Here is a 22,308-nt window from a genome sequence, read left to right on the forward strand (position 1 = left end):
TAGTCGGAAAAGTATCAGGGTTTTTCGATGCTCGTCAGATCGTGCACCGGCTTGGCTCTTGTCTCAGTTTCCCACAGGAAGCGTCATCACCGGAGCCGACATCTGATCGACAGTACTGGAGATACTGATCGACCAGAGGGTGCGGACGAGTCTGAATTGCGCCTTGGTTTTCAGATCGGCATCGTCGATCCAGAACCAATATCCTCTGTATTTAACAGACAGCGCCTGTCCATCCGGCTTGCGGGTCGAAGAATGAATCCGAATATCCTGTCCGGCCAGTCCCGGCGGGGGGTAGGTTATCGTAATGCCTGCGGTTGCATGTGCTTCCGGAACCTGAACCGCCGCCCGCATCATTTTAACCAGATCGAACGTCGACCTCGTCGTGATTCCGATTCGCGCGCTCGAATCGCCCCGGATACCGAAAAAGGCGGGAACAACAATGGCCTTGGAGTCATCCTCAGCAGCAGGGAGATCCAACAAGTCGAGAACCTCTGCAATGCGGACCGCGTCTTTGTCTGAAAGCGGCTCGAACCAAACATTGAATGCTCCACCGTCATCGTTGCTCTGCATCAGATCCAAAGCACCGGTGTAGCTCAGTTCAGAGAATAATTCGACCAAGCGCTTGAACTCAGGGCTTGCCTCGGAGGTCGGCCCTTGGAGGAAATCCGGGTTCCTGAGATCGTTGATTCGATTGACCAACAGGCTGAACGCACTGAGGTCCGGCTTAGTGGATCGCGCGATGACGAGCAGAAAGTCCAACGGCACAGGAGACATGAGTTGTCTGATGTAATCCTCGCCCTGTACCGGGGCATAGGTAATCGTGGGATTTTCCTCGTAGGCCATGCCACCAATAATAAGGTCTTCGCCGGAAGCGCCCGCCCCTTTGAAGCCAGCCTCAATCCCCAGCTCGGCTCTAAACTTTAGATTTGCAGCCACCCCGTTAACCGCAAGCAGCGTCGCCGATTCGCCGTAGCGGCCCTTGACGATCGCGAGGAGGATCTGCTCGTCCTGAGTCTGGTTGATGGCCTCCGCATAGGCCACCCGCCCCGCGGTGATGGAGCGTGGACCAATGCTTGCACAACCGGCCAGCAGGCATGGTAGCAGGCAACTGACAATTAAACGTGCGGATGCGAAAGCCCGGTGCTTAGCCGTTCCGGTTGGCTGTCTGCCGACGATGCGACCAACCCCCATGTAACTATTGTATTTTGCTATAGCCATAAAGCAAAGAACCTCTTGTCTGGGTTAGTATATACAACAACCTCTCCAATATAGGGCTTTAGCAGGAATTTCTGCAGTCGTTTATTTTACTAATTTTACTTTGGATGGCATCCATGTCTTCATCTTCTCGAGGCTCGAATCTGTCGAGCGCCTCGTCGTGGCGAACGGTCGGCAACCCGTTCTCCGCGGGCACGCCCTCTGGTTTCTCGGCGGTGCAGTAGATCTCGATGCCACCCTACCCTTCCTTCAGATCTGCAAAGCAGAGCGTATTCCAGTAGTCGCAGAAGTAGCCGGGGTTTTCGATACGCGTCTTTTCAAGCACTTGCTTGGTATAGGGCATCGGAAGTTTTTTACGATCATGATAGTGGTGGTAGACCAGTTCGTAAAGTGGGCGGTATTCGCCACGCTTTTTGGCTGAAGGTTCTGTGGCCTTGTCATGGGCGTTGCCCTCCCCGACCGGCGAAGGATAAACTTCAAATGGTACATTGTCGTCGCCGAGGTTGTAGCGCGCCAAATATTCTACGCATGTTCCGATCGACACATCCTCGAAGTCATAAAGGTCGATGCCCTGATTCCATGCGATTTCGCAGGCACGGGCGAGGAAATCCAGCCCCATCTGCGCATGATCCTGGTCGCGGCCGGTTTCCTGGCACTGGCCGCTGGGCAATAGGTAGTGGGTCAACCGCGCATTGGTGTCGCCGCTCTTGAGATACTCAATGTTTGCATCGAACAGCTCCCGGTCGTCAAGGAACACCGCGACGGCCAGCGTGCTCCAGGTGCAGGCCGCATCCCAGTTGCCGTTGTAGGTGTTCGGGCGTGGCTCCATTGCTGGCAGGATGACGTTGCGCAGCCACTCTTTAAACTGCACCTGTTCCTCCTCCGGCCATGGGGCGCCGGAACAACGCAGCAGTTCGCCGGCTTGTGCCCAGTAGCCACTATGGATCCCCATGATCAAGCGGGTGTGCAAATTTTCATCTCCCGGTTTGGGGCGGATGGACTTCATCGTTGAAGACCAATGGTTGATCATCTTGATGGCTTTCTCTGCCTTTGAAATGTCGCCCGTTACGATCCACTGCAGCGCATAGCTGTTGGCAATGGCCGCTGCGGTTTTGAAATGCAGGTTATCGGGGCCGAAGATTTCCTTCGGCGCTTTCCATGGGTCGCCACCCCACCCGATCTTTCCGCGCGGATGCTTGAGCATGTCTTCCCATGCCGCGGTGCGCAGTTCGTGCCTCTGTTCGAGGTCGCGCTTCATGGCGTCGAGCATAGCCTTGGATTGCAGAATGCCGGGATGGCGCAACCCCGACGATGGCGAAACGGCTTCCCGAACCTCCACCGGTACGATGGTGGAGCATGAAGCCGTCAGAAGCACCGGCAGCGATGCAAGTGCAGCATATAAACATCCGTGCGTTTTCATATCAGTCCCAGTGCGGTTTTTCCGGCAGGGCGGCATCGAACTCCTTCAGTAACATTTGCTGATATAGGCCGGCAAAGGTGCCTTCAAAAAACCTGTCCAATGCATCCGAGGCTAATCGACTCCACGAAGCTTCCTCATTACCGGGGATAATCGGGTAGAAAAATGCACGATTGTCCATGGCGGCCTTGTAGTCGCCGGGAGCGTCGCCCACCTTGAGGATCTTGTCGGCATCGTAGCCCTTGCCCTCCGTGGCGAAATGGATGTGCTCCGATTTGGTGCCGTGCTCCTGCCCTGCAATCAGGTTGACGTAAGGCGTCATTCCATTTTCCTCCCATTCGCGTTCGAGTGCTTCGAGCGGGGTTTGGGAAACAACAATCATGTCGGCCTTTTTGTTGCCCGTTTTCAGCACGTCCATCACCCTGGGAAAAGGTGCCACGCCGGAAACCATGTCGGCTACGCGCGCATTCACTTCCATGCTCCAGTCGAGCATGCGCTTGAGCTCTTCGTTGCCGGTTTTTTCCACTTCGGCCTTCAGCGCCGGATTGCCAAGCTTGGTTTCGCGTTCGATCCAGGCGTCGAGTTCCTTGAGTTCCAATACCTGGAAATTACGCGCCTGGACATCCTTGCGCTCGCGCAACAGGTCGCGGAAAAACTGAATGGCGAAAAAGCGGTTGCAGCCGCGCGTCTTGCTGTAGAGGTTGACAAAATCCCACACCTCGCGCGCCGCTTTGCTGACGGGCTGGCATTGCATGTGTTTGATCACCGCCGGGCAGAAGCATTCTTTGTGCTTGAGTTCCATGGTATCGAACACACAGCCGTCGCTATCGAATCCGATAAAATAATCATGCTCCTTCGGGAGCGCCTTCAGTTGTGCAACATAATCCATTTAATCCATATCCTTGTGCGTAAAGTTTAGTTTTGCAAATGAGGCCAACCGGCCTTGAGTTCATGAGACAGCCGTTTCACGACATCCTTGTATTCGGGATGGCCGGCAACATTGTTGTTTTCGTCGGGATCGACCTTGTGGTCGTAGAGCATGCTTGCCACGGTCTCGCCCTCCTTGTTCCTCCACTCGGTGTAGAGATAGCGCGAGGTGCGGATGGAATCCCCTTTCTGGTAGCGGCCGAACACCGCCTTTTTCCAATCCATGGAAGGATCGGCCAGCAGCGGCACAAAACTGGTACCGTCCAGATGGGCCGGCTTTTTAAGCCCGGCCAGATCGCAGATGGTGGGATACAGATCAACAAACTCAACCAGCGCCGATGTGTTCTTGTTTGACGTACCCGGTGCACGAACAATCAACGGCGTTTGAAGCGACGTGTTGAAATTGGCGTGCTTGCACCACAGCGTATGTTCGCCAAGCTGCCAGCCGTGGTCCCCCCACAGGATCACGATGGTATCATCCCACATTTCCAAGTCATCCAAGGTTTGGAAAACGCGGCCGATCATGGCATCGGAAAACGTGGTACAGGCACGATAGCCCCGAATTAGATTCAGCGCCATCGCCTCCGGCAAGGGCCCGGACTCAGGCACACCGTAGTAGCCCCTCAACTCATTGAAGTCATGAATGGCCTCGGCCGGCGCGTTGGTGGGCACGAAGAAATTGTCCGGCATGGCAATCGTTTCGGCCGGATACATATCCCAGTATTTCTGCGGGCAGTTGAACGGCAGGTGCGGCTTGGTGAAACCGGCGGTAATAAAGACCGGCTTCCCGCTTTCCTTCGCCCTCTTCAGCTCTTCAATGGCCTTGGCCGCCACCTTGGCGCCCTGATACGACTCGTCGGGTTCGTCCGCCGCTTCATATGGAAGCCCCTTCACACTCTTCCCATTCAGGCTCTTGGCCGTCTTGAGAATGCTGAGGTTTTCTTCAGTGAAATACTGACAAAACTCCTTCGGGCGGAAGATCTCATCCCACGACGCTTCATTATCATCTTTGTGATGATAGATCTTGCCGTTACTGATGGTGCGATAGCCGGCAGCTTTGAGCGTTACCGCAATGTCCGGAATGCCGGGGGCATCCTCGTCCGCTCGCGAATAATAAATATTAAAGCGCTCCGGTGTCGGCCGCAGCCCGGTCATCAGACTGGCCCGCGATGCACCGCAAACCGGATAGTTACAGAAGGCTTTTTCAAACAGTACACCTTCATCAGCCAGTCGGTCGATATTGGGCGTGATCATGTAGTCCTGCCCATAGCACCCCAGTTCAGGGCGCAGGTCGTCAACCGAAATGAACAGGATGTTCGGTTGCATTTCGGCGAAGGCCGACAGACAAACCAGTGCGCCTGTCAGCAGTGTGATTCGAATTTTTCCAACCATCGAAAACTCCTAGATTAATAAGAAACGTTGCCTTCGATATGACCGTAATCGATGACGAACGAGCGACCGTCGGCCAGCTCGATCTCGGCACCCATGGGCTGTCCGTCCTTGAGCCAGGCAATCGGTTTGACGAGCTTGACGACCGAGAGTTCCTCGTCGGTCCAGGGAGAGTCATCGGTCTTCTGCAGCATCAGGGTAATCAGCAACGGCATGCCCTGATAGTGCTCTTCGCGGCGGCGCCGGGCGAAGATGACCGTGCTTTCGTCGGCTTCCGGATGCTTGCCGGTGTGCACGAGATGATCGACCCCATCCCAGCCGTGCAGTGCAATCAACGCAACTTGACGCCCCGGGATAGCGGCAGTAAGGCATTCGCAACCGTTCACGGTACGTTTTTCAACTTTGGCGGCAACGCCTTCGATATGCGGCAGGCCATAGTGACCAAGCGACACTTCGTGGCGGGTGGAGAGGCGCTGGCGATCAACGCGCAGCAGCCCGCCCGGCACAACGATATCGGCCAGGTCGAAACGCCCGGGGACGTCGTCATGGGCTTTGACTTCAACGTGGCGATAGACCACGCCGTCACGCTCGCCGGCGGAGCCGACGCTGTAGGGCAGCAGGTGGTCTTCCGGATAATCGAGTTCAACCGCGCAGTACTGCTGAGGTACGGCACCATCGGTGTTATCGTCTTCCCACGGAAAGTCGGAGTTGAAGGCCAACCGGCTGTAGTACGGCGGCAGGTTGTTGTAGCCTTCCGACGACTTAACCTTGCCCATTTGCACGGTGCTGGTTCCGGTTTTACCATCTGCAGTGATGGTCAGGCCCGGCCCCGGCAGGGTGACGGTCTTAAAGCCGTCGCCGATTTCGTCCCACTCACCGCTGTTTTCGGTGGCGGTCCAGAACGGACTGTCTTCCGGCAGCATCAGGCAAACAAACGCCTTGGCCATCCAGAACGGGCTGGCGGCGCAACTATAGAACTGCACCATCGGATCCCACGGGCCGTAGTAGCCCAGGCAGGGAACGCCTTCGTCGGTGTAGAAATCGTCGCGACCGACAAACTGCATCAGATTGGCGGAAGCAATGCGGCGCATCCAGCCGAAATCGACCGGCGAGTCTTTGACCATCGCTGAGGTTGCCAGCGCAGCACTTGCCGCAAAACGGTAGATAATCGAGCGGCCGTACATGATCTGATGGCCTTCGCGACTGAACATCAACGGATAGGTCTGCATGAATTCGGCGTGGCGCTGATCGATGATCTTCGCCAATTCCGGCTCGTGCTCGTTGCCGTACCACTTGCACCAGATCGGCGCGTAAAAATGGAATCCCCACGGGGTGTAGTAGTCAAAACCAAGGTCGCGATACCAGCCGTCGCCGCAATACAGCGCCATGATGTGCTGCATGTGATCCTGCAGCAGTCCGTCGTCCACTTCGTAGCCGTTCACACGCAGGAAGGTCAGCAGCATAACGTTGAAGAAGCGCCAGTTGTGCGAAAGGGTCTTGCTGTGGGCGTAGTCGCTGAGAAAGGCGGCAATCTGGTCTTTCTGTTCCTGGGTGTAGTTGTCCCAGATGTGCTCTTTTGAATTCATCAGGCTGATGGCCAGCGCAGCACCTTCGCAGGTGTGCTGATACCAGCCGGGACCGTATTCCTCAATCAGTTCACTGGTGGTGCCGAGATAGCGCTCGGAGGTTTTATCGGTTGCCAGGAGCAACTGGTGCGCGTAGTAATCGGCCACCTTGAAATCGCCGCACTTCAGATCCGGCTTCGCGTTAATGAGCGGGGCGGCCAGCAGGAAGGTGCGGGACAGACCTTCATATTCCTCGGCCTTGAAGCGCCAGGCCGGATCGTCGGCCTTCGGATAAATCACATCGCTCTGTTTCGGCAGTACGATCGGATCATCCATGGTTGGAATATGCTTGAAAATCCCTTCGAGCAGATGGGTGCCTGCATCGATCCAGTGCTGACGGGTCATGCCGGTTTCGGGGCTCAGAGTGTAATCGGGATTCTGAATTTGATAAGCCATTGTTCACCATCCTTCCTAAAAAAAACACGCAAGGGAACCCGGAACGGATTCCCTTGCATTGGCACTATTCTTTTATGCAGGAACCAGGTCCTCTGCTTCCCCGGTCTTACCTGCGTAGGCCTGATAGTTGTTGACAGGCAAGGTGCCGGTGGCTTCCTTCTTGCCGTAGAGGGTTGCCGCGACTTCCTGCAGGGATTCACCCATCAGGCTCCAGCAGTTGAGCACGGTGCCGGCGGTGGCCGGTGCGCCTTCGGCATACGGGTCGTTGGTCACGACCACCACCTTGTTGCCTTCGGCAATCAGGCGTTCCACCAGCTCGGCATTGGCCTTGTTGCCGGCGTGGCGCCAGAAGAAGTTGGTGACGACCACCACGTCAGCTTCCTTCGCCACGTCGCAGAGGAAGTCGCATTCCTCGGCGGTCGGGATGAAGGTGCAGTCGGCATTGATGACATTGTCGGAGTGCTTCAGGATTTCCGCGTTGAAGCGCCAGTGCCCCTGGTAGATATCGTTCGGGGTGAACTCGGCCATCTTGAGCTGCTCGATGATCAGTACCTTCTTGTCCTGACTCAGCGGCAGCAGGTTGTCTTCATCGCGCATCAAGGTCAGCGACCGTTCGGCGGCCTGCTGGGCGACTCCGAGGATTTCGTCGTTGCGAACATACGCGCTTGCGGCGGCCGCATCGACCTGGGCGTTTTCGAAAAGTCCCTGGTCGTACTTGGCTTCGAGCACCTTGCGGACGGAGCCTTCCAGCAGTTCCATGGTGACTTCATCGGAACGAACGGCATCGAGCATGCGGTAGTAAACCTGCTCGCGGGTTTCGTCGTCGGACTTGCAGAGCATCAGGTTGACGCCGGCCTTCAGCGCCATCACGCAGGCGTTCGGCAGGCCGTAGCGGTTGACGATGGCGCCCATGCCCATGGCATCGGAAGTGATGACCCCGTCAAAACCGAGTTCGTTCCGCAGGATATCGGTGACGAGCACCTTGGAAAGCGTAGCCGGCAGATCTTCGCCAACCACGAGCGGATATGCGCTGTGGCAGGTCATGACGCCCTTCAGGCAGCCTTCTGCAATCATGCGCTTGTACGGGCGCAGCTCGACATCGTGCAGGCGTTCTTTATCCACATTGATCTGTTCGAGCTCGTAGTGAGCATCGGTGGAAGAGTCGCCGCGCCCCGGATAGTGCTTGGCCATCGGGATGATGCCGCCGGCGATCAGACCTTTGGAAAATGCCGCAACGTAGTCGGCACACATTTCCGGATCGTCGGAGAAGCCGCGGAAGCGGATTTCCGGGTTGGCGGCGTTAACGTTGATGTCGCACACCGGGGAGTGCAGCATGGTGATGCCGACCGCGCGCAGCTGCTGACCGATGGCCTTGCCGACCTTTTCGGTCAATTCGAGGTCGCCGGTGGCGGCCAGCCCCATCAGAGCCGGATAGCCGGGCATGCCGCCGAACTGGTAGTCGTTGGTGCAGGCGCCTTCGTTGTCGGCGCAAATGTTAAGCGGAATGCCGGCCGGGCAGCTAGTCGCGATCCCCTGCAACCGGTTGATGCGCTCGGCATACTCGGACGGCATGATGTAGTTGCCGGGCGTCTTTGCCGTGAAGTAGGTCTTCGGCATGTCGGTGTAGCCTTCCGGCTGTTCATAGTCGGTGTCCGCCAGGCTCTTGCCGTAGTAGGTGGAACGTGCGGATTCGGCCGTATAGGGCTCGATACGCAGACCGCCCACATGCAGCTTTTCAATCAGTGCCTTAACGGCCGGGGTAACAAGTGATCCGCGCCAAGAGAAGGTGAAGCACTGCCCCACTTTTTCCTCAACGGTCATCCTGCCGATCAGATTATCAATAAATTCATTTCGTTTCTTCATGTCACTCATGGTGGCTCCTTCGTGCAATTACACTTCGTTTATTCGTTGTTTCAATTAAAGGTGAATTTATCCCGCTACTCCCATTCAGCGTAGAAATCCCGCAGGATCTTGAACGCCAGTTTCTTCTGTGTCTTATCCGGATTAAGCAGTCCCTTGCGGTTATAAAATGATTGCTGGTAGCGGTTGGTGCGGCGCGGGCAGCGGAAATCGTAGAGGATCCATGGGCTGAAACCGGCCATATAGTCGATCTTACGCATGGTTTCCACCTGCTGGATATAGACGTTTTCCTGATACTCCTCCGTCCACATCTGGTCCTTGGTTCCATGTTCGCCAAAGGGTGCATCGGCACCGCACTCGGTAATGACAATGGGCTTGCCGGATCTTGAGTTTTCAAACAGCGTCACCAGATCGTCGAAGTGCGGATTGTACCAGCCGAAATATTCGTTGATGCCCATAACATCGAGGCTGTCGGCAAGGCGGTCCTCGATTCTCAACTCGTCCTTGTTCCAAAGGCAGGCGGCGGAAACCAGGCGGCTCGGATCCATTTCCTTGGCCTTTTCGGCCAGCTTGCGCATGAATACCAGACGCTCATCGGTATCCGCGTTTTCGTTGCCTACCGACCACATGATGACGGAGGCGCGGTTCTTGTCGCGCTTGATCATTTCGCACAACTGGTTTTCTGCATCGGCATAGGTGTCGGGATTGGTGAAGGCAATCGACCAGTAGACCGGGATTTCCTCCCATAGGAGCAGGCCAACTTCGTCGGCAATGCGCGCGGCCTTTTCAGTATGCGGATAGTGCGCCAGCCGCATGTAGTTGGCATTCATCTCTTTCACCAACGCAAAGTTTTCCCGGATTTCGGCTTCGGTCATGGTCTTTCCGCCAACCACGCTTTCCTCGTGGCTGGAAATGCCCTTCAGCTTGATCGACTTGCCGTTCAGCAAAATCTCGGTGCCGCTGGTGGCGATTTCGCGGAAGCCGATCTTTTCGTTCAGAGTATCGGTGGCATAGGAAATCATTACGTCGTAGAGCTTCGGATTATCCGTGTCCCACAACTCAGGTTCTGCAACGATTTCGAGGGTCCCCTTGCCGTCCCTGACTTCCAATGTCTGGACAATTCCAAGCTCTGGAATTTCGACGGCAGCTGTACCGCTCTGTTCCGGGCCATCCACGGTGACACTCACATCGATTTTCTTAAATCCGGAACCTTTTTGCAGGCCGACAGAGGAGTCGGCAATAAAGGTTTTCGGCAGGCGTATCAAACCAATATCGCGGTAGAGGCCGCCATAATTAAACCAATCGGTGTTGTGCATCGGCACCTGGGTCGGCTTGCGGTCGTTGTTGGTTACGATCAGGATGCGATTCGTTTCGTTACCGTGTTCCTTGTTCAGATAATCGGTCACGTCCACAAACATCGGGGTCGATCCACCGAGATGCCGGCCGACAAACCGACGGTTGATAAAGATGAGGGCTTCATAGTTCACTGCACCCACCTTGAGATAGACGCGCTCCCGGCCGACTTCTTCATAATAGTGGAATTCCCGCGTATAGACCGCCGGCCCTTCGTACCAGAAATATTCTGGCTTCTGCAGGTTGATGCAGGATGGAACCGACGTCAGCTCCCAGTCATCGAAGTTATAATCGACCGGAACAAAGGCTCCGCGGCTGTCACGATCTTCCTCCTGCCACCATTTGCCGCGCAGACAGGTGTCATAGGGATCAATCGTAAAGCTCCACATCCCATTCAACAGCTCGATCCTGCGACCGTAGTCATTAATCAACGACTCATTGGTAATGAGACCCTTCCGGAAAGGTTCCAGATAGGCCTCGTTGTGAATCATATCTACAAAATTCTTGGGTTTATCCATGCTGCAATCCCTTATCTATTCAAAACGCTCCACATGCCTTCTCATGTGAATAAATTGATTTATCACGTTTATAGGGAACATATACCTATCAAGCAAGTCCTGAGTTACTATATTATTAATTCGTTTTATCTCCCTTTAAATTCCCTATCTGCCGAATAAATATCGTATGAAGCAGGCTTTCATATCTATGTTCACCTTTCGCACTTTTTAGATTGATCCTTCGTCATAGACTTGTAATATACCGTTTTATCTCACAAACCAACAATCCGGTTCTGGTTACATATCTGCGGCTTCAAGCTCGATGAAAAGAATGTGCCCTGTTGAATTCAAGGAGATCAAACCGGAAAAATCGAATTCAACTGAATAACATGAAGGAATTAATCATGGCTGAAGAAAATCTGAATACCGAAGGTCTGAGCGATGCAGAAATTGTTACCGCGCGCGACATGAAGCGAGCCGCGTCCATGCAACCGAAAAACTCCCCGCTCGTAACCCACATGTACACTGCCGATCCCTCGGCCCATGTGTTCAACGACATAATCTATATCTACCCGTCGCACGATATTGAAACCGACATGCCGATGAATGATGACGGCGATCATTTTGCCATGCGCGACTACCATGTCTTTTCTCTGGATCGTCCGTTCGGCAAAGTGAACGATCATGGCTGTGCGCTGGACATCGATGGTGTCGAGTGGGCCGTCAAACAGATGTGGGCACCGGATGCCGCAGAGAAAGACGGGAAATACTACCTCTACTTCCCGGCCCGCAAGCCCAACGGCATTTTCGCGATCGGTGCGGCGGTCGGCGACAGCCCGGAAGGCCCGTTTGTTGCAGAGAAAACCGAAATCAAAGGTTCCTACAGCATTGACCCGGCCGTCCTGCAGGACGACGACGGCGAATACTACATCTACTTCGGCGGCCTCTGGGGCGGCCAACTGCAGCAGTGGAACAGCTGCAACGAACATACCGGCGACATCTACCCTGCCGATGACGAGCCGGCCATCCCGCCGCGCGTCGCCAGGCTGAAAGACAACATGGTCGAGCTGGCTGAAGAGGTCCGCGAAATCGTGATTCTGGATGAAAACGGTGAACCGATTAAAACCGGAGATCTGGAACGCCGCTACTTCGAAGGTCCATGGATGCACAGGTATGACGGGAAATATTATTTTTCCTACTCTACCGGCGAAACCCATAACATTTGTTACGCCGTTGGTGACTCACCCTACGGCCCGTTCACCTATCAGGGTAAAATCCTGACGCCGGTACTGGGCTGGACCTCCCACCACTCTATCGTCGAGTATCAAGGGAAGTGGTACCTATTTTATCATGACTGCCAACTATCCGGTGGTCAGACTCACCTGCGCAATATCAAAATGGCGGAACTGAAATACAACGAAGATGGAACCATCCAGACGATAGACCCCTACTATAACTGATAAGACTGCTCTGCTGAGCATTCTTCACGACGCAATACCATCGAAGGGCTTATTCCTGTTCCACTGACAGCTGGCACCGGCATCAGTTTATATCCCTTCAATAAATATTGGTTTATTGGATTTGAGCTTCGACCTTGAAGAAGCCGTTGGATGGCGCGAGATCGGCTTCGAAAACATCCTCCGGCGGAGTCTGGGCGACGGCCCAGCCGCGTACGACGTTCCATTCGGCCAGGTCGGGGCTTGCACTCACGCGGTATTGTATGTCGGCTTGGCTTGGCCACGAGATACGGATTTTTCCAAGGTCTGGGAGAACGGTTCCGCCGTTGATGCCGAACATAGACGCGGCATCAGCGGGGTCGGTGCCGAGGCGGATTTCGGCAAGATTGCTCTGTCCATCGCCATCGGCATCGCCTGCGGGTTCGTAGATGATCACGTTGGCGAAGGTGCTTTGTGCATCGGGGGTGATTTCTCCCGAGTTGTCGGCGTTGACAAAATCCAGATAGTTTTTCTGCTCGGTATTGAGCGTGAGCAGCTGGCCGATCGCAATCGAATACCGGTTGGTGCCTCCCGTGTATCCCCCGTCGCGGTCCATGATGTAGAGGCCGCTATCGGTGCCGTGCAGCTTGATCAGGTCATAGCGGCTTCCGGTAAAGTCCCAACTAGGGGTGTCGGTCATGGCAATCGCGTGAAGTTCTCCTTCATTGAGGCAGCTGAAGTCGAATTCGAGCACGGTATCGGCGGTCATCTGATAATCGATCGGGAACGCTTTCCACAGATCGCCGATGAAGCGAACCCCTGCCCCACTCTCGACCACCTCGACGGTTCCGGTCCGGTCGAAAAATTCATTGTCGTTCACGAAGCTTTCGAAGGCCTGCGAGGAGAAGTCAATCGCAAGGTATCCATTGGCCGGAACGGGAGGAAGGCCATTCACATCAACGGTGCAGCTGGAGCTCGCGGTTCCCGCGCTGTTCGAGATAGTGACCTGCAGTTCATAGGTACCGGTTGCGTCGAAGGATGCCTCGGTGGTTGAACTGGAAGTCGTGCCATTGACGCTGAAGGAGACACTTCCCGGCCCGCTCGACTTAAGCCAGGTGTAGATTGCGTTTCCGCCTGCTGCGGCGTTGGTGGCTCCGACGGAAAGGGCTGCGGTTTCCCCCAGTATGAGAGCGGCGGGGGATGCATTGGCCTCGGTTGTGATGCGCGGTGCGTTTGGATCGCCTGCCACATGAATAAATGAGCAGGTGGAAATGCGGGTTTCGATGCCGTCGGAAACGGCCACTTTCAACTCGTAGCTTCCGGACTGCGTAAACGTGGCTACCGTGTTGGAGCTGGCCTCGGTTCCGTTCAGGGAAAACGAAACGTCGGCGGGGCCGTAGGCCATGGACCAGGTGTAGGTGAGCGGGTCGCCATCGGCATCGGTTGCAGCCACCGAAAGGGCCGTTCCGTTGATGGTTGCCGCGCCCGTGATTTCCGGCGGGTGGTTGGTAACAGGATCTGTCGGAGGAGTGATCAGGCCGAGTCCCGGTCGCGTGATCTCCATGCGTTTTACAACCAGCTCGCCGGTCGCGGTGTCCTCGCATAGCACCTGAAGATTGCCGGTCATTTTCACATACTCGCGATCGTACGCTTTCACACGATCCCAGTCGGCCGTGACAACCGAGTTGGAAGCGGCATCCCAGAAACGAGTCACCTTGCTTTCATTAATGACCGTCATGACTCCAGCCGGGTCCGTGAAAAAATATTGATAGTCGGAGACCACGTCTTCGTAACCGGTCCACCCATGGGCCGCGCTCCAGCCGAAAAGCTTCGTCGGGCCTTGCGAGAGTATGGTCAGCCCATCCGTATGCTTGGGCTTGCAAAGCACATACGGGTTGTTGGAGATGTCGTGGGCGATCTGCACGGGGGCGTTGAGGTATTCCTGATTATCCGGATCGGACAAATAATCGGTTGTATAGATGATTTCCGCCTGATTGGCGCCGGCTTCCGCGCGGGCGGGAATGCTGACTACGGAACCATCCGTTTTTTTCATGGTAAGGCCGCCGTCGGTGGATTGAAGATACAGCAGATCGGTCAAGACGGCCCAAACCGTCTGCACAACATCGGCATCATAATTCAGAATTCCCGTTGCCATATGCATTTTGTTTTCGCGGTCGAAACTGAGATCGCCGTACATCTTTACGTAGGAGCCGCCGCCTTCGGCATTGTCTTCCCAGAAGGTGACATCGTAGCCGTCGGGTTCGAAGGCTTTTCCGCCGACGATGCTCCACGTACCGTTTTCGGCATCATAGCGACTGGTGGCCTGTGCACGCCGCGCCCTTTTGGCCGGGTCGCCTTGAAAGGCGCGCGAGCTGAAAAAGAGTTCGCCCTCAAGATCCTTATGAAACTGTAGATAGGTGAACCCATATCCCTGCGGGCACGTGGTCGGGTCGTCGCCTTTAAAGCTGAAGCTGGAGATATCGCCTGGGTTGTCGGAACGCCAGTAGAGGCAGTGCGAATTGAAATAACGCATGGGCAAATGATCCATATTACCCGCAACATCAGGAAAGTTATGCATATCGCCGACAATATGAATGTAGCCGTCTTTATCAATGCTCATGCATAAATCGTGATGACCGTCGGCTTCGATCATGCGGTAAAAGTCGGGGCCAACGATATCGTTGTCCGGATCACCATCTGAATTGGCATAAAAATCCTCGGTCTGATACTCCACATTATCGAGATAGGCTTCTTCAACGGTATCGCCCGTAATTTTTGCGATTTTAACCCGGCGCCCGGCGTCTGCAAATACCACAAACGTGCTGTCGTTCCAGGAAACAAGCGGGGTGCCATGGCTATCGTTAAAGACGGGGTATGGGTAGGTCTCGGTACGGAAGATTTCGGAATAGGAATAACTTTCACTAGTCAGGTCATAAGCCACATTATTACTGTAGAGCTGGTCGGCCTCGGCGTAAAGGGGATATTGAACCGGCGGGTTGGTTTCCGTTGCAACGGTATAGTTTAGGAGTAGTGCATTCAGGATTCCTTTTGTGTCTGGATATCCCGCGTTCACGCTGAAGTTGATCGACCAGGTTGACACATTGCTTTCGGTGAGGGGCACCAAGCCATCCAGCTCCTTGCCGGTACCATACTCCACCAGCGAATCGGCAAGCTCCGCGATCACCACAGTGCTGGTTCCGTCCGTGACATCGAAACCCTCATCCGTACCCAGGCTTCCTACCAAGAAGGAGGCCGACAAACTTGCGAGATTTCCTCCGGAAACCGACAATGCCAACTCAAGCGACTCCGAACCATCGATCCGCGTCTCGCTTGACCCTCCCGTGACGGCAAGGCCAACATTCTGCACATTAACCGTCTGGCCGGCGTTTGCTTTGGCCGTGACGGTGAAGGTAATTCCGTTCGTATCGGTGTATGACATGGGTTGGGCACCGCTTTCCCCGGCCATTTCAAGCCAACCTGCTGTTCGGACTGCAAGATCACCGCCCAACTGGATGGTTTCGCCGGCAACGGAAGTTGCGCCACAAACCGCGATTGCTGCAATAATAGATTTTATACTTTTAATTGGTTTTTCCTTAATTGATAAAGCGTCCAACTGGATACAGCAAGGCCGGCTAATCTGCCATAATAGTTTCGTATGCCGATTATTCGGTAATGCCGATTTCGAGTTTCATGAACTGCTGCATTTCCACCTCGTTGGATACGCGGTTGGTGACCGATTCGAAGTCGGCATTAATAACTGCTAATCCGGCCTCTTCGGTGGTATTGGTCCACGCGCCGCTCACTAAGTTCGTGGTAACAAACACCTCGTAGGTCAGGTTGCGTGCGGAGGCGTCGAGTCGGCGGTTGTAGATATAGTTAAACCAGTTGGTTCCGCCTTCTTCGCTGATTCCAATGGTTGGAAGTTTCGTTGTGGCATCATCGACGAGCGGATTACCGCCGAGGGCATATTCAACCAGATTAACCATACCGTCTCCCCCGCCGGGTTCGGCATCGTCGCCGTAGCCGTCGTTGTCGTGGATGGCGGGATAGTAGCTTCCCGCCCACTGGTCGTACGGTACGAGGTTGTCGCCGCCCACATCGACGACATAGGCCAGCATGAAGCCGCCCATGCCGGATTGGGTGAGGCCCAGCGTGTCGTCGATCGAGACGGTCATGGACCAGTTTGCCGTATTGTATTTGGTGAGCGGATCCAGACCAGTGGAGTCGTAGTCGACCAGGTTGTTATACAGCGTGTGATCGAAGGCCACCATGTTGGTGCTGTTGGCACGGGCGTCGGTGAAGACGGTGGTTTCCGTTGCCCCGTTACCCCAATACAAGCCAAACTTGTCGACGTCTAGCGAGACGAGTGAGTTGCTCGGGTCCACATAGGAAACGGTCAATACAATGGCCTCGTCGAGGTTGATTCGACCGGTTTTCGGATCGGTCTGGCGAGCCGTGCTGTCCACGCCCAGGTGGGTGCTGTTCAGGTCGAGAGTGTCCCCGTTCAGCGCCACGGCGGTGAGGGTGAAGACCAGGTTTGTATCCTCGGTGTCGGCAAACGAATAGGTGCCGGTGGAGGCGTTCAACACGAGGCTGTTCCATCCGGTGTCACGTTCTACAGTAAGTCCGCCGATCTGGAATATGGTGGCGGGGATGCCTGGGCCGGTGGCCAGCAGGTAGCAGGTGGAGATGCGTGGGTCGGTTCCGTCGGAGACGACAACCTTGAATTCATAGGTGCCCAGTTCGGAGACGGATATCGTGGTGTTGGAACTCGTCGCAGTTCCGTTGACGCTAAAGGAAGCATCGCCCGGGCCGTAGGTTTTTTCCCAAGTGTAGGTAAGCGGATCGCCATCGGCATCGGTGGCTGCTACTGAAAGGTCGTACCCGGTTGCGGTTGCCGGTGCCGTGATGACCGGCGCATGGTTCGCCGGTGTCTCTACGGGCGGATCGATCAGGGCCATGCCGGGGCGGTTGTTAATCTCGACTTTAACCACGGTGAGCTCTCCGCCGATCTTAGAGAGCCCCAGAATGTCACCGGTCTTTTTCAGGTATTCGTAGTCGATCGTTTTGATGTAGGGCCAGGCGGCGGGCAGGTTGACCTGCTCGGGCGTTTCCGATGGATTCCAGAAGCGGTAGAACCGGTCGAGGCTGTCGGGAATGTAGCTCATGACGCCGGCCGGGTCGTGCACGAGGCGGAAGTCGGTGGTCGCGACCACGATTTCGCCATAGTTGGTCCAGGCGTTTCCATCCCAGCCAAGCACGATAGATTGGTTGTCGGCATTGTTGTCGTTGGGATCATAGCTCTTCTGCCGCACGACCGTGTAGGGGTTGTTCTGGTAGTCGACGGCCATGTTGCCCAGTACGGACAGATATCGGTCTGTCGGGGCGTTGTAGATGATGTCGGCATGGTTTGAGGTGAGATCGATGGTGGCTGGAAGGGTGATGGAGGAGCCGTCGGCCTTGGCATAATCGGTTCCGTTGGTGGACTGCGCGTAGAGGATGGTGTCTACAAAATGCTGACCGGAACCCATGCCCCATGGATTGAGCGTCGGGTTGGAGAGCAGCGGCGTAACGAGGTGCATGTTGTTGTTGCGGTCGAATACGCCGTGCGGGCAGGTTTTGCTGTATTTGTTGTTTATGTTGCCGAGATCATATTCGCGCCCGTCGTCGTAGAACGTACGGGGTTCGCTATTGGGGTCGTCTGGGTCAAGGCCGCCAATAATCGACCACAGCCCGGTGTCGGCATCGAAGCGGCTGTACGTGGCGCAGCGGGTGGAGTTGTTTGTCCACTGGTGAGTGCGAGAGGTCATATGCAACATCCCATTGAGATCGTTGAAGAAAAATTGGTAGGTGAAACCGTATCCGGGAGGGCACTGCCCAGCTTGGTCGCCTTTGAATGAGAAACTGGAGGCGTCGAGCGGGTTGTCGGAGCGCCAGTACATGATGTTTTTGTCATGGTAGCGCAACGGCAGGTGGTTTGTTGACCAACGCGGATAGTTGTGCATATCGCCGACAATATGAAGGTAGCCGTTTTCATCAATGCCGAGCGAGCAGGAGTGGTGGCCGTCTTCGAACAGGACGGTGTGGTAACCGGGAACACCGCCGTTGCCGTCGTAGAACTCGTCGGGCTGATAGAGGGTGTTATCAATGAAGGTTTCCCCCTTGAAAAGCCCGTTGGTCAGATGGGCAATTTTCATGCGATGATCGGTATCAACAAACAGGACAAAGGTGTCATCGCCGCGGGTCGCGATCGGGCTGTGGTAGCTCCCCGGCAGGAAGTTAAGTTCCTCCTGAGCCGGTGTGCTCCAAAGAGTGGAAAAGGTATAGGTTTCCTGCGTCAGATCGTAGGTGTTGGTATTGCTGTAGAGTTCATCGGCCTCGGCGTAAAGGGGGTATTGGGGAGGAGGATTGGTTGCGGCATGAACCGTTATGCCGAGGAATCCCGAGATGAACAGGAGGGCTTTTCGTCTGTTTTTCATTATTGAATCTCCGCTTCCACCTTGAAGAAGGCGTTGGATGGTGTGAGATCGAATTCGAACTGGTCGTCCGGCGGGGTCTGGGCGACGGTCCAGTCGCGTGCCAAACTCCAGGCGACCAAGTCGGGGCTTTGCTGGATGCGGTATCGCACGCCAGCCTGGCTGGGCCACGAGATGCGGATTTTTTCGAGGTCTGGAAGAACGGTTCCCCCGTTGATGCCGAACATGGAAGCGGGATCTTCCGGGTCGGTGCCGAGTCGGATTTCGGCCAGGTTGCTCTGGCCATCGCCATCCTTGTCGCCGTTAGGTTCGTAGATGATCACGTTGGCGAAGGTGCTTTGTGCATCGGGGGTGATTTCTCCCGAGTTGTCGGCATTGACAAAATCCAGATAGTTTTTCTGCTCGGTATTGAGCGCGAGCAGCTGGCCGATCGCAATCGAATACCGGTTGGTCCCCCCGGTGTATTCCCCGTCGCGGTCCATGATGTAGAGGCCGCTATCGGTGCCGTGCAGCTTGATCAGGTCATAGCTGCTTCCGGTAAAGTCCCAACTAGGGGTGTCGGTCATGGCAATGGCATGAAGCTCTCCTTCATTGGGGCAGCTGAAGTCGAATTCGATCACGGTGTTGGAGGTCATCTGATAATCAATCGGGAACGCTTTCCACAGGTCGCCGATGAATCGAACCCCTGCCCCACTCTCGACGACCTCGACCGTGCCGGTGCGGTCGAAAAATTCATTGTCGTTCACGAAGGTTTCAAAGGCCTGCGAGGAGAAGTCGATCGCAAGGTATCCATTGGCCGGAACAGGAGGAAGGTCATTCACATCAACGGTGCAGCTGGAGCTCGCGGTACCCGCGCTGTTCGAGACGATGACCTGCAGTTCATAGCTGCCGGTTGCGTCGAACGAGGCCACGGTGGTTGAGCTGGCCGTGGTGCCATTGATGCTGAAGGAAACGCTTCCCGGCCCGCTCGATTTAAGCCAGGTGTAGGTTGCATTTCCGCCTGCTGCGGCGTTGGTGGCACTGACCGTAAGAGTGGTTGTTTCCACCAGCGTGAGGGTGTCTGGCGATGCGACTGCCGGAGTTACTATTTGCGGAGCATCGGTGGCAGCAGGAGTCAGGTAGGCGGTGAAGGTGGAGAAACGGGTACTGATTCCGTCTGACACCGCGACCTTGATTTCATACGTTCCCTCTTCACTCACGGAGAGGGTCGTGTTGGAACTGGCGGTGGTTCCGTTTTGGCTCAAGATGATGTCGCCCGGCCCGTAGAACGTGCTCCACGTGAAGGTGAGCGGGTCGCTGTCAGCATCGGTGGCCGACACGGAGAGGATTTGGCCGTTGAGCGTCGCTTGTGCCGTGATTTCCGGAGGGTGGTTGGTAATGGTTGCTGCCGGAGGATCGATCAGCACCATGCCGGGACGGTTGTTGATTTCCATCTTCACCACCGTGAGTTCGCCGTCAACCTTGGCGAGTCCCATGATATGCCCGGTTTTCTTCTGGTATTCGTAGTCGATGACTCGGATGGCCCAAGGGGTTGTTACTTCACGGATATTGGTCGGATTCCAGAAGCGGTACAGCACGTTCGCGCCATCACTGATGTAGCTCATCACACCTGCCGGATCATTCACCAAGCGGAAGTCGCCACCCTCCGTCGTGATATTTCCATAGTTAACCCAACTGCTTCCATCCCAACCGAGCAGAACATTCTCGCTGGGAGTCGTGGGCGTCTCTTTCCTTTGCGTCGAGGTGTAGGGCCGATTCATGTAGTCAACCGCAAGCTGGCCATTGGGCGAGAGATAGTCACCGACCGCTCCATACACAAGTTCCGCACGATTATCCGTCAGGTTCACTGTGGCCGGCAGGGTGAACTCACGACCGCCAACCGACGTAAACGTTGCTCCTGCATCCTTCGACTGCGCGTAGACCAGACAGTCGGTAAAGTGGAAGCCATTACCCAGTCCAAGAGGATTTAACGTCGGATCACGCAATAGCGGGGTCAAAAGATGCATGTTGTTTTGACGGTCGAACACCCCGTGCGGGCGGAGCTTGCTGTATTTACCGGCACTGCTGCCGTCTTCGTTGTGTTCATATCCATCATCATAAAAAGTGCACGGAATGCTGGCGGGGTCCGAAGGGTCGGGAGCGCCGCCAATGGTGGACCAGAGTCCGGCGTCTGCATTGTAGCTGCTGTAGGTGGCGCAACGGGTGCCATTGTTCAAGGTTTGCATAGCGCGGGAGGTGATGTGCAACTTACCGTACAGATCGTTGAAGAAAAACAGATAGGTGAAACCGGAGCCGGTCGGGCATTCGCCCGCCTGGTCGCCCTTAAAGGAGAAGCTGGAGATATCGAGCGGGTTGTCCGAACGCCAATACATGATATTCTTGTCGAAATAACGTAGAGGCAAGTGATCCATCGAACCTTCGTAGCGGGGATAGTTATGCATATCTCCAACCATGTGGAGATAGCCGTCTTCATCAATGCCCAGCGCAATCGAATGGTGGCTGTCTTCAAATTTAAAGCGGTGGTAGTCGGGCGCAGACACATCGTTGGATGGATCGGCATCGTGGTTGGCATAGAATTCGTCTGGCTGATAAAGGGTGTTATCGATGAAGGTTTCCCCTTTGAACACCCCATTGGTGAGGTGCGCAATCTTCATGCGGTGGTCGGGATCCACGAATAAGACGAAGGTGTCGTCGCCTCGGGTGGCGATCGGGCTGTTGTAGAATTCCGGCAGGAAAGTAATATCTGTCTGAACCGGCGTGCTCCAGAGCTCGGAAAACGTATACGTTTCCTGCGTCAGGTCGTAGGTGTTGGTATTGCTGTAGAGTTGATCGGCATCCGCGTAAAGGGGATATAGGGTCGGAATCACGGTGACCTCATAACCCAAATCAGCATCGAGGTTGTTCATTACGACATAAAACTCACTAACCGACAACATGTCATTAGCAGCAAGCGACGTATAGACAAAGTTCGTGGTGAAAGCACCCCAGGTCAGTGTCATGTCAAACGTCTGAGCAGCGGTGTGATCCACGCTCAGGTTAAACGTGGCCGTGTCACCGGCAAATTTCAACTTATCCGCATTCAAAAGCCCCGCCGAAGTGATCGAACCCGATCCGCTTTCATACTTAAAGTTCGTTTCATCGCTAGCAGCAGAATCGCCACCAAGGTAGAGCTTCGGGTTGAAATCCAGCAAGTCAAACTGAAGCGCCAGTGCCTGGACCCCATCGCCAAACCCGAGTTTCAGACTTTTAGTAGCATCCCAACCGGTACCACCATATCCAATTTTATCACCCACCGAGGTCGCGCCAACCGCCACAGCCTGGAACGTAAATGCCATATTAAACGTCTCACCAATTCCCAGCGAAACCGCCGACCCACCATCCGTGAGAGCATAACCGCCCCTAAGATCCGCGGTGGGATGGCCCCCGATCAGTGATCCAGAAACACTCGAACCCCCATCGAGGAGGATTTCCCCGTGGGCCAGGATGGACGTTGCGCCACAGATCGCGAGCACAAGAAATGCAGTCTTATATTTTTGTTTTTTCATACTCTCAATCCTTTGTTTTTCAAATTATTCGGTAATGCCGATTTTAAGCCGAAGGAACTGCTGCGTTTTTTCCTCGTGAAGACGCGGCTGGTACGTGTATCCAGCCCAAGAATGGGTGCTGCTCGGCGGGCTGCCTATATTAAACATTTTATTGGAGACGCGAAAGTTGGTG

At 55.1% G+C, this 22,308-nt stretch carries 11 protein-coding genes; 1 reads left to right on the plus strand and 10 read right to left on the minus strand.

Annotated elements, in window-relative coordinates:
- Positions 1-63 precede the first annotated feature (63 nt).
- The 7 genes from SCARR_RS03300 to SCARR_RS03330 all read right to left on the minus strand — a co-directional run bounded on the left by SCARR_RS03300 (position 64) and on the right by SCARR_RS03330 (position 10,700).
- Positions 64-1,218: a hypothetical protein gene (locus SCARR_RS03300; RefSeq protein ID WP_136060092.1), complete on the minus strand. Its 1,155-nt coding sequence runs from the start codon at positions 1,216-1,218 to the stop codon at positions 64-66.
- A gap of 235 nt (positions 1,219-1,453) precedes the next feature.
- On the minus strand, positions 1,454-2,635 hold the full coding sequence (locus SCARR_RS03305; protein WP_168432959.1) for an alginate lyase family protein: 1,182 nt from the start codon (positions 2,633-2,635) through the stop codon (positions 1,454-1,456).
- 1 nt (position 2,636) lies between these two features.
- The gene (locus SCARR_RS03310) at positions 2,637-3,521 is read right to left on the minus strand and encodes an HAD hydrolase-like protein (RefSeq protein ID WP_136060094.1); all 885 of its coding nucleotides are present in this window, start codon (positions 3,519-3,521) and stop codon (positions 2,637-2,639) included.
- A 26-nt stretch (positions 3,522-3,547) separates the two neighbouring features.
- Entirely contained in the window at positions 3,548-4,951 is a 1,404-nt protein-coding gene (locus SCARR_RS03315) for a sulfatase (protein WP_136060095.1), read from the minus strand.
- Positions 4,952-4,965: 14 nt separating this feature from the next.
- Positions 4,966-6,969 carry a DUF2264 domain-containing protein gene (locus tag SCARR_RS03320; RefSeq protein ID WP_136060096.1) on the minus strand — a complete coding sequence of 668 codons (2,004 nt, stop codon included), beginning with the start codon at positions 6,967-6,969 and terminating at the stop codon, positions 4,966-4,968.
- Between the two features lie 72 nt (positions 6,970-7,041).
- Positions 7,042-8,841 carry a glycoside hydrolase family 3 protein gene (locus SCARR_RS03325; RefSeq protein ID WP_136060097.1) on the minus strand — a complete coding sequence of 600 codons (1,800 nt, stop codon included), beginning with the start codon at positions 8,839-8,841 and terminating at the stop codon, positions 7,042-7,044.
- A gap of 65 nt (positions 8,842-8,906) precedes the next feature.
- A complete protein-coding gene (locus SCARR_RS03330; RefSeq protein ID WP_136060098.1) occupies positions 8,907-10,700 on the minus strand; it encodes a glycoside hydrolase family 2 protein in 1,794 nt (597 codons plus the stop codon).
- Between the two features lie 383 nt (positions 10,701-11,083).
- Here SCARR_RS03330 and SCARR_RS03335 point away from each other — a divergent pair, with 383 nt between their 5' ends.
- Positions 11,084-12,139, plus strand: coding sequence for a glycoside hydrolase family 43 protein (locus SCARR_RS03335; RefSeq protein WP_136060099.1), 1,056 nt, complete (start codon positions 11,084-11,086; stop codon positions 12,137-12,139).
- A gap of 112 nt (positions 12,140-12,251) precedes the next feature.
- Here SCARR_RS03335 and SCARR_RS03340 read toward each other — a convergent pair whose 3' ends face one another.
- From SCARR_RS03340 to SCARR_RS03350, 3 genes are all read right to left on the minus strand, one after another.
- Positions 12,252-15,554, minus strand: coding sequence for a BNR-4 repeat-containing protein (locus SCARR_RS03340; RefSeq protein WP_168432960.1), 3,303 nt, complete (start codon positions 15,552-15,554; stop codon positions 12,252-12,254).
- A gap of 223 nt (positions 15,555-15,777) precedes the next feature.
- Entirely contained in the window at positions 15,778-18,594 is a 2,817-nt protein-coding gene (locus SCARR_RS03345; protein ID WP_136060101.1) for a BNR-4 repeat-containing protein, read from the minus strand.
- Positions 18,594-22,136, minus strand: a complete 3,543-nt coding sequence (locus SCARR_RS03350) for a BNR-4 repeat-containing protein (RefSeq protein WP_136060102.1) — start codon at positions 22,134-22,136, stop codon at positions 18,594-18,596. The genes SCARR_RS03345 and SCARR_RS03350 overlap by 1 nt, the downstream gene beginning before the upstream one ends.
- Between the last annotated feature and the right edge of the window lie 172 nt (positions 22,137-22,308).

It is taken from the genome of Pontiella sulfatireligans (assembly GCF_900890705.1).
Taxonomy (GTDB): domain Bacteria; phylum Verrucomicrobiota; class Kiritimatiellia; order Kiritimatiellales; family Pontiellaceae; genus Pontiella; species Pontiella sulfatireligans.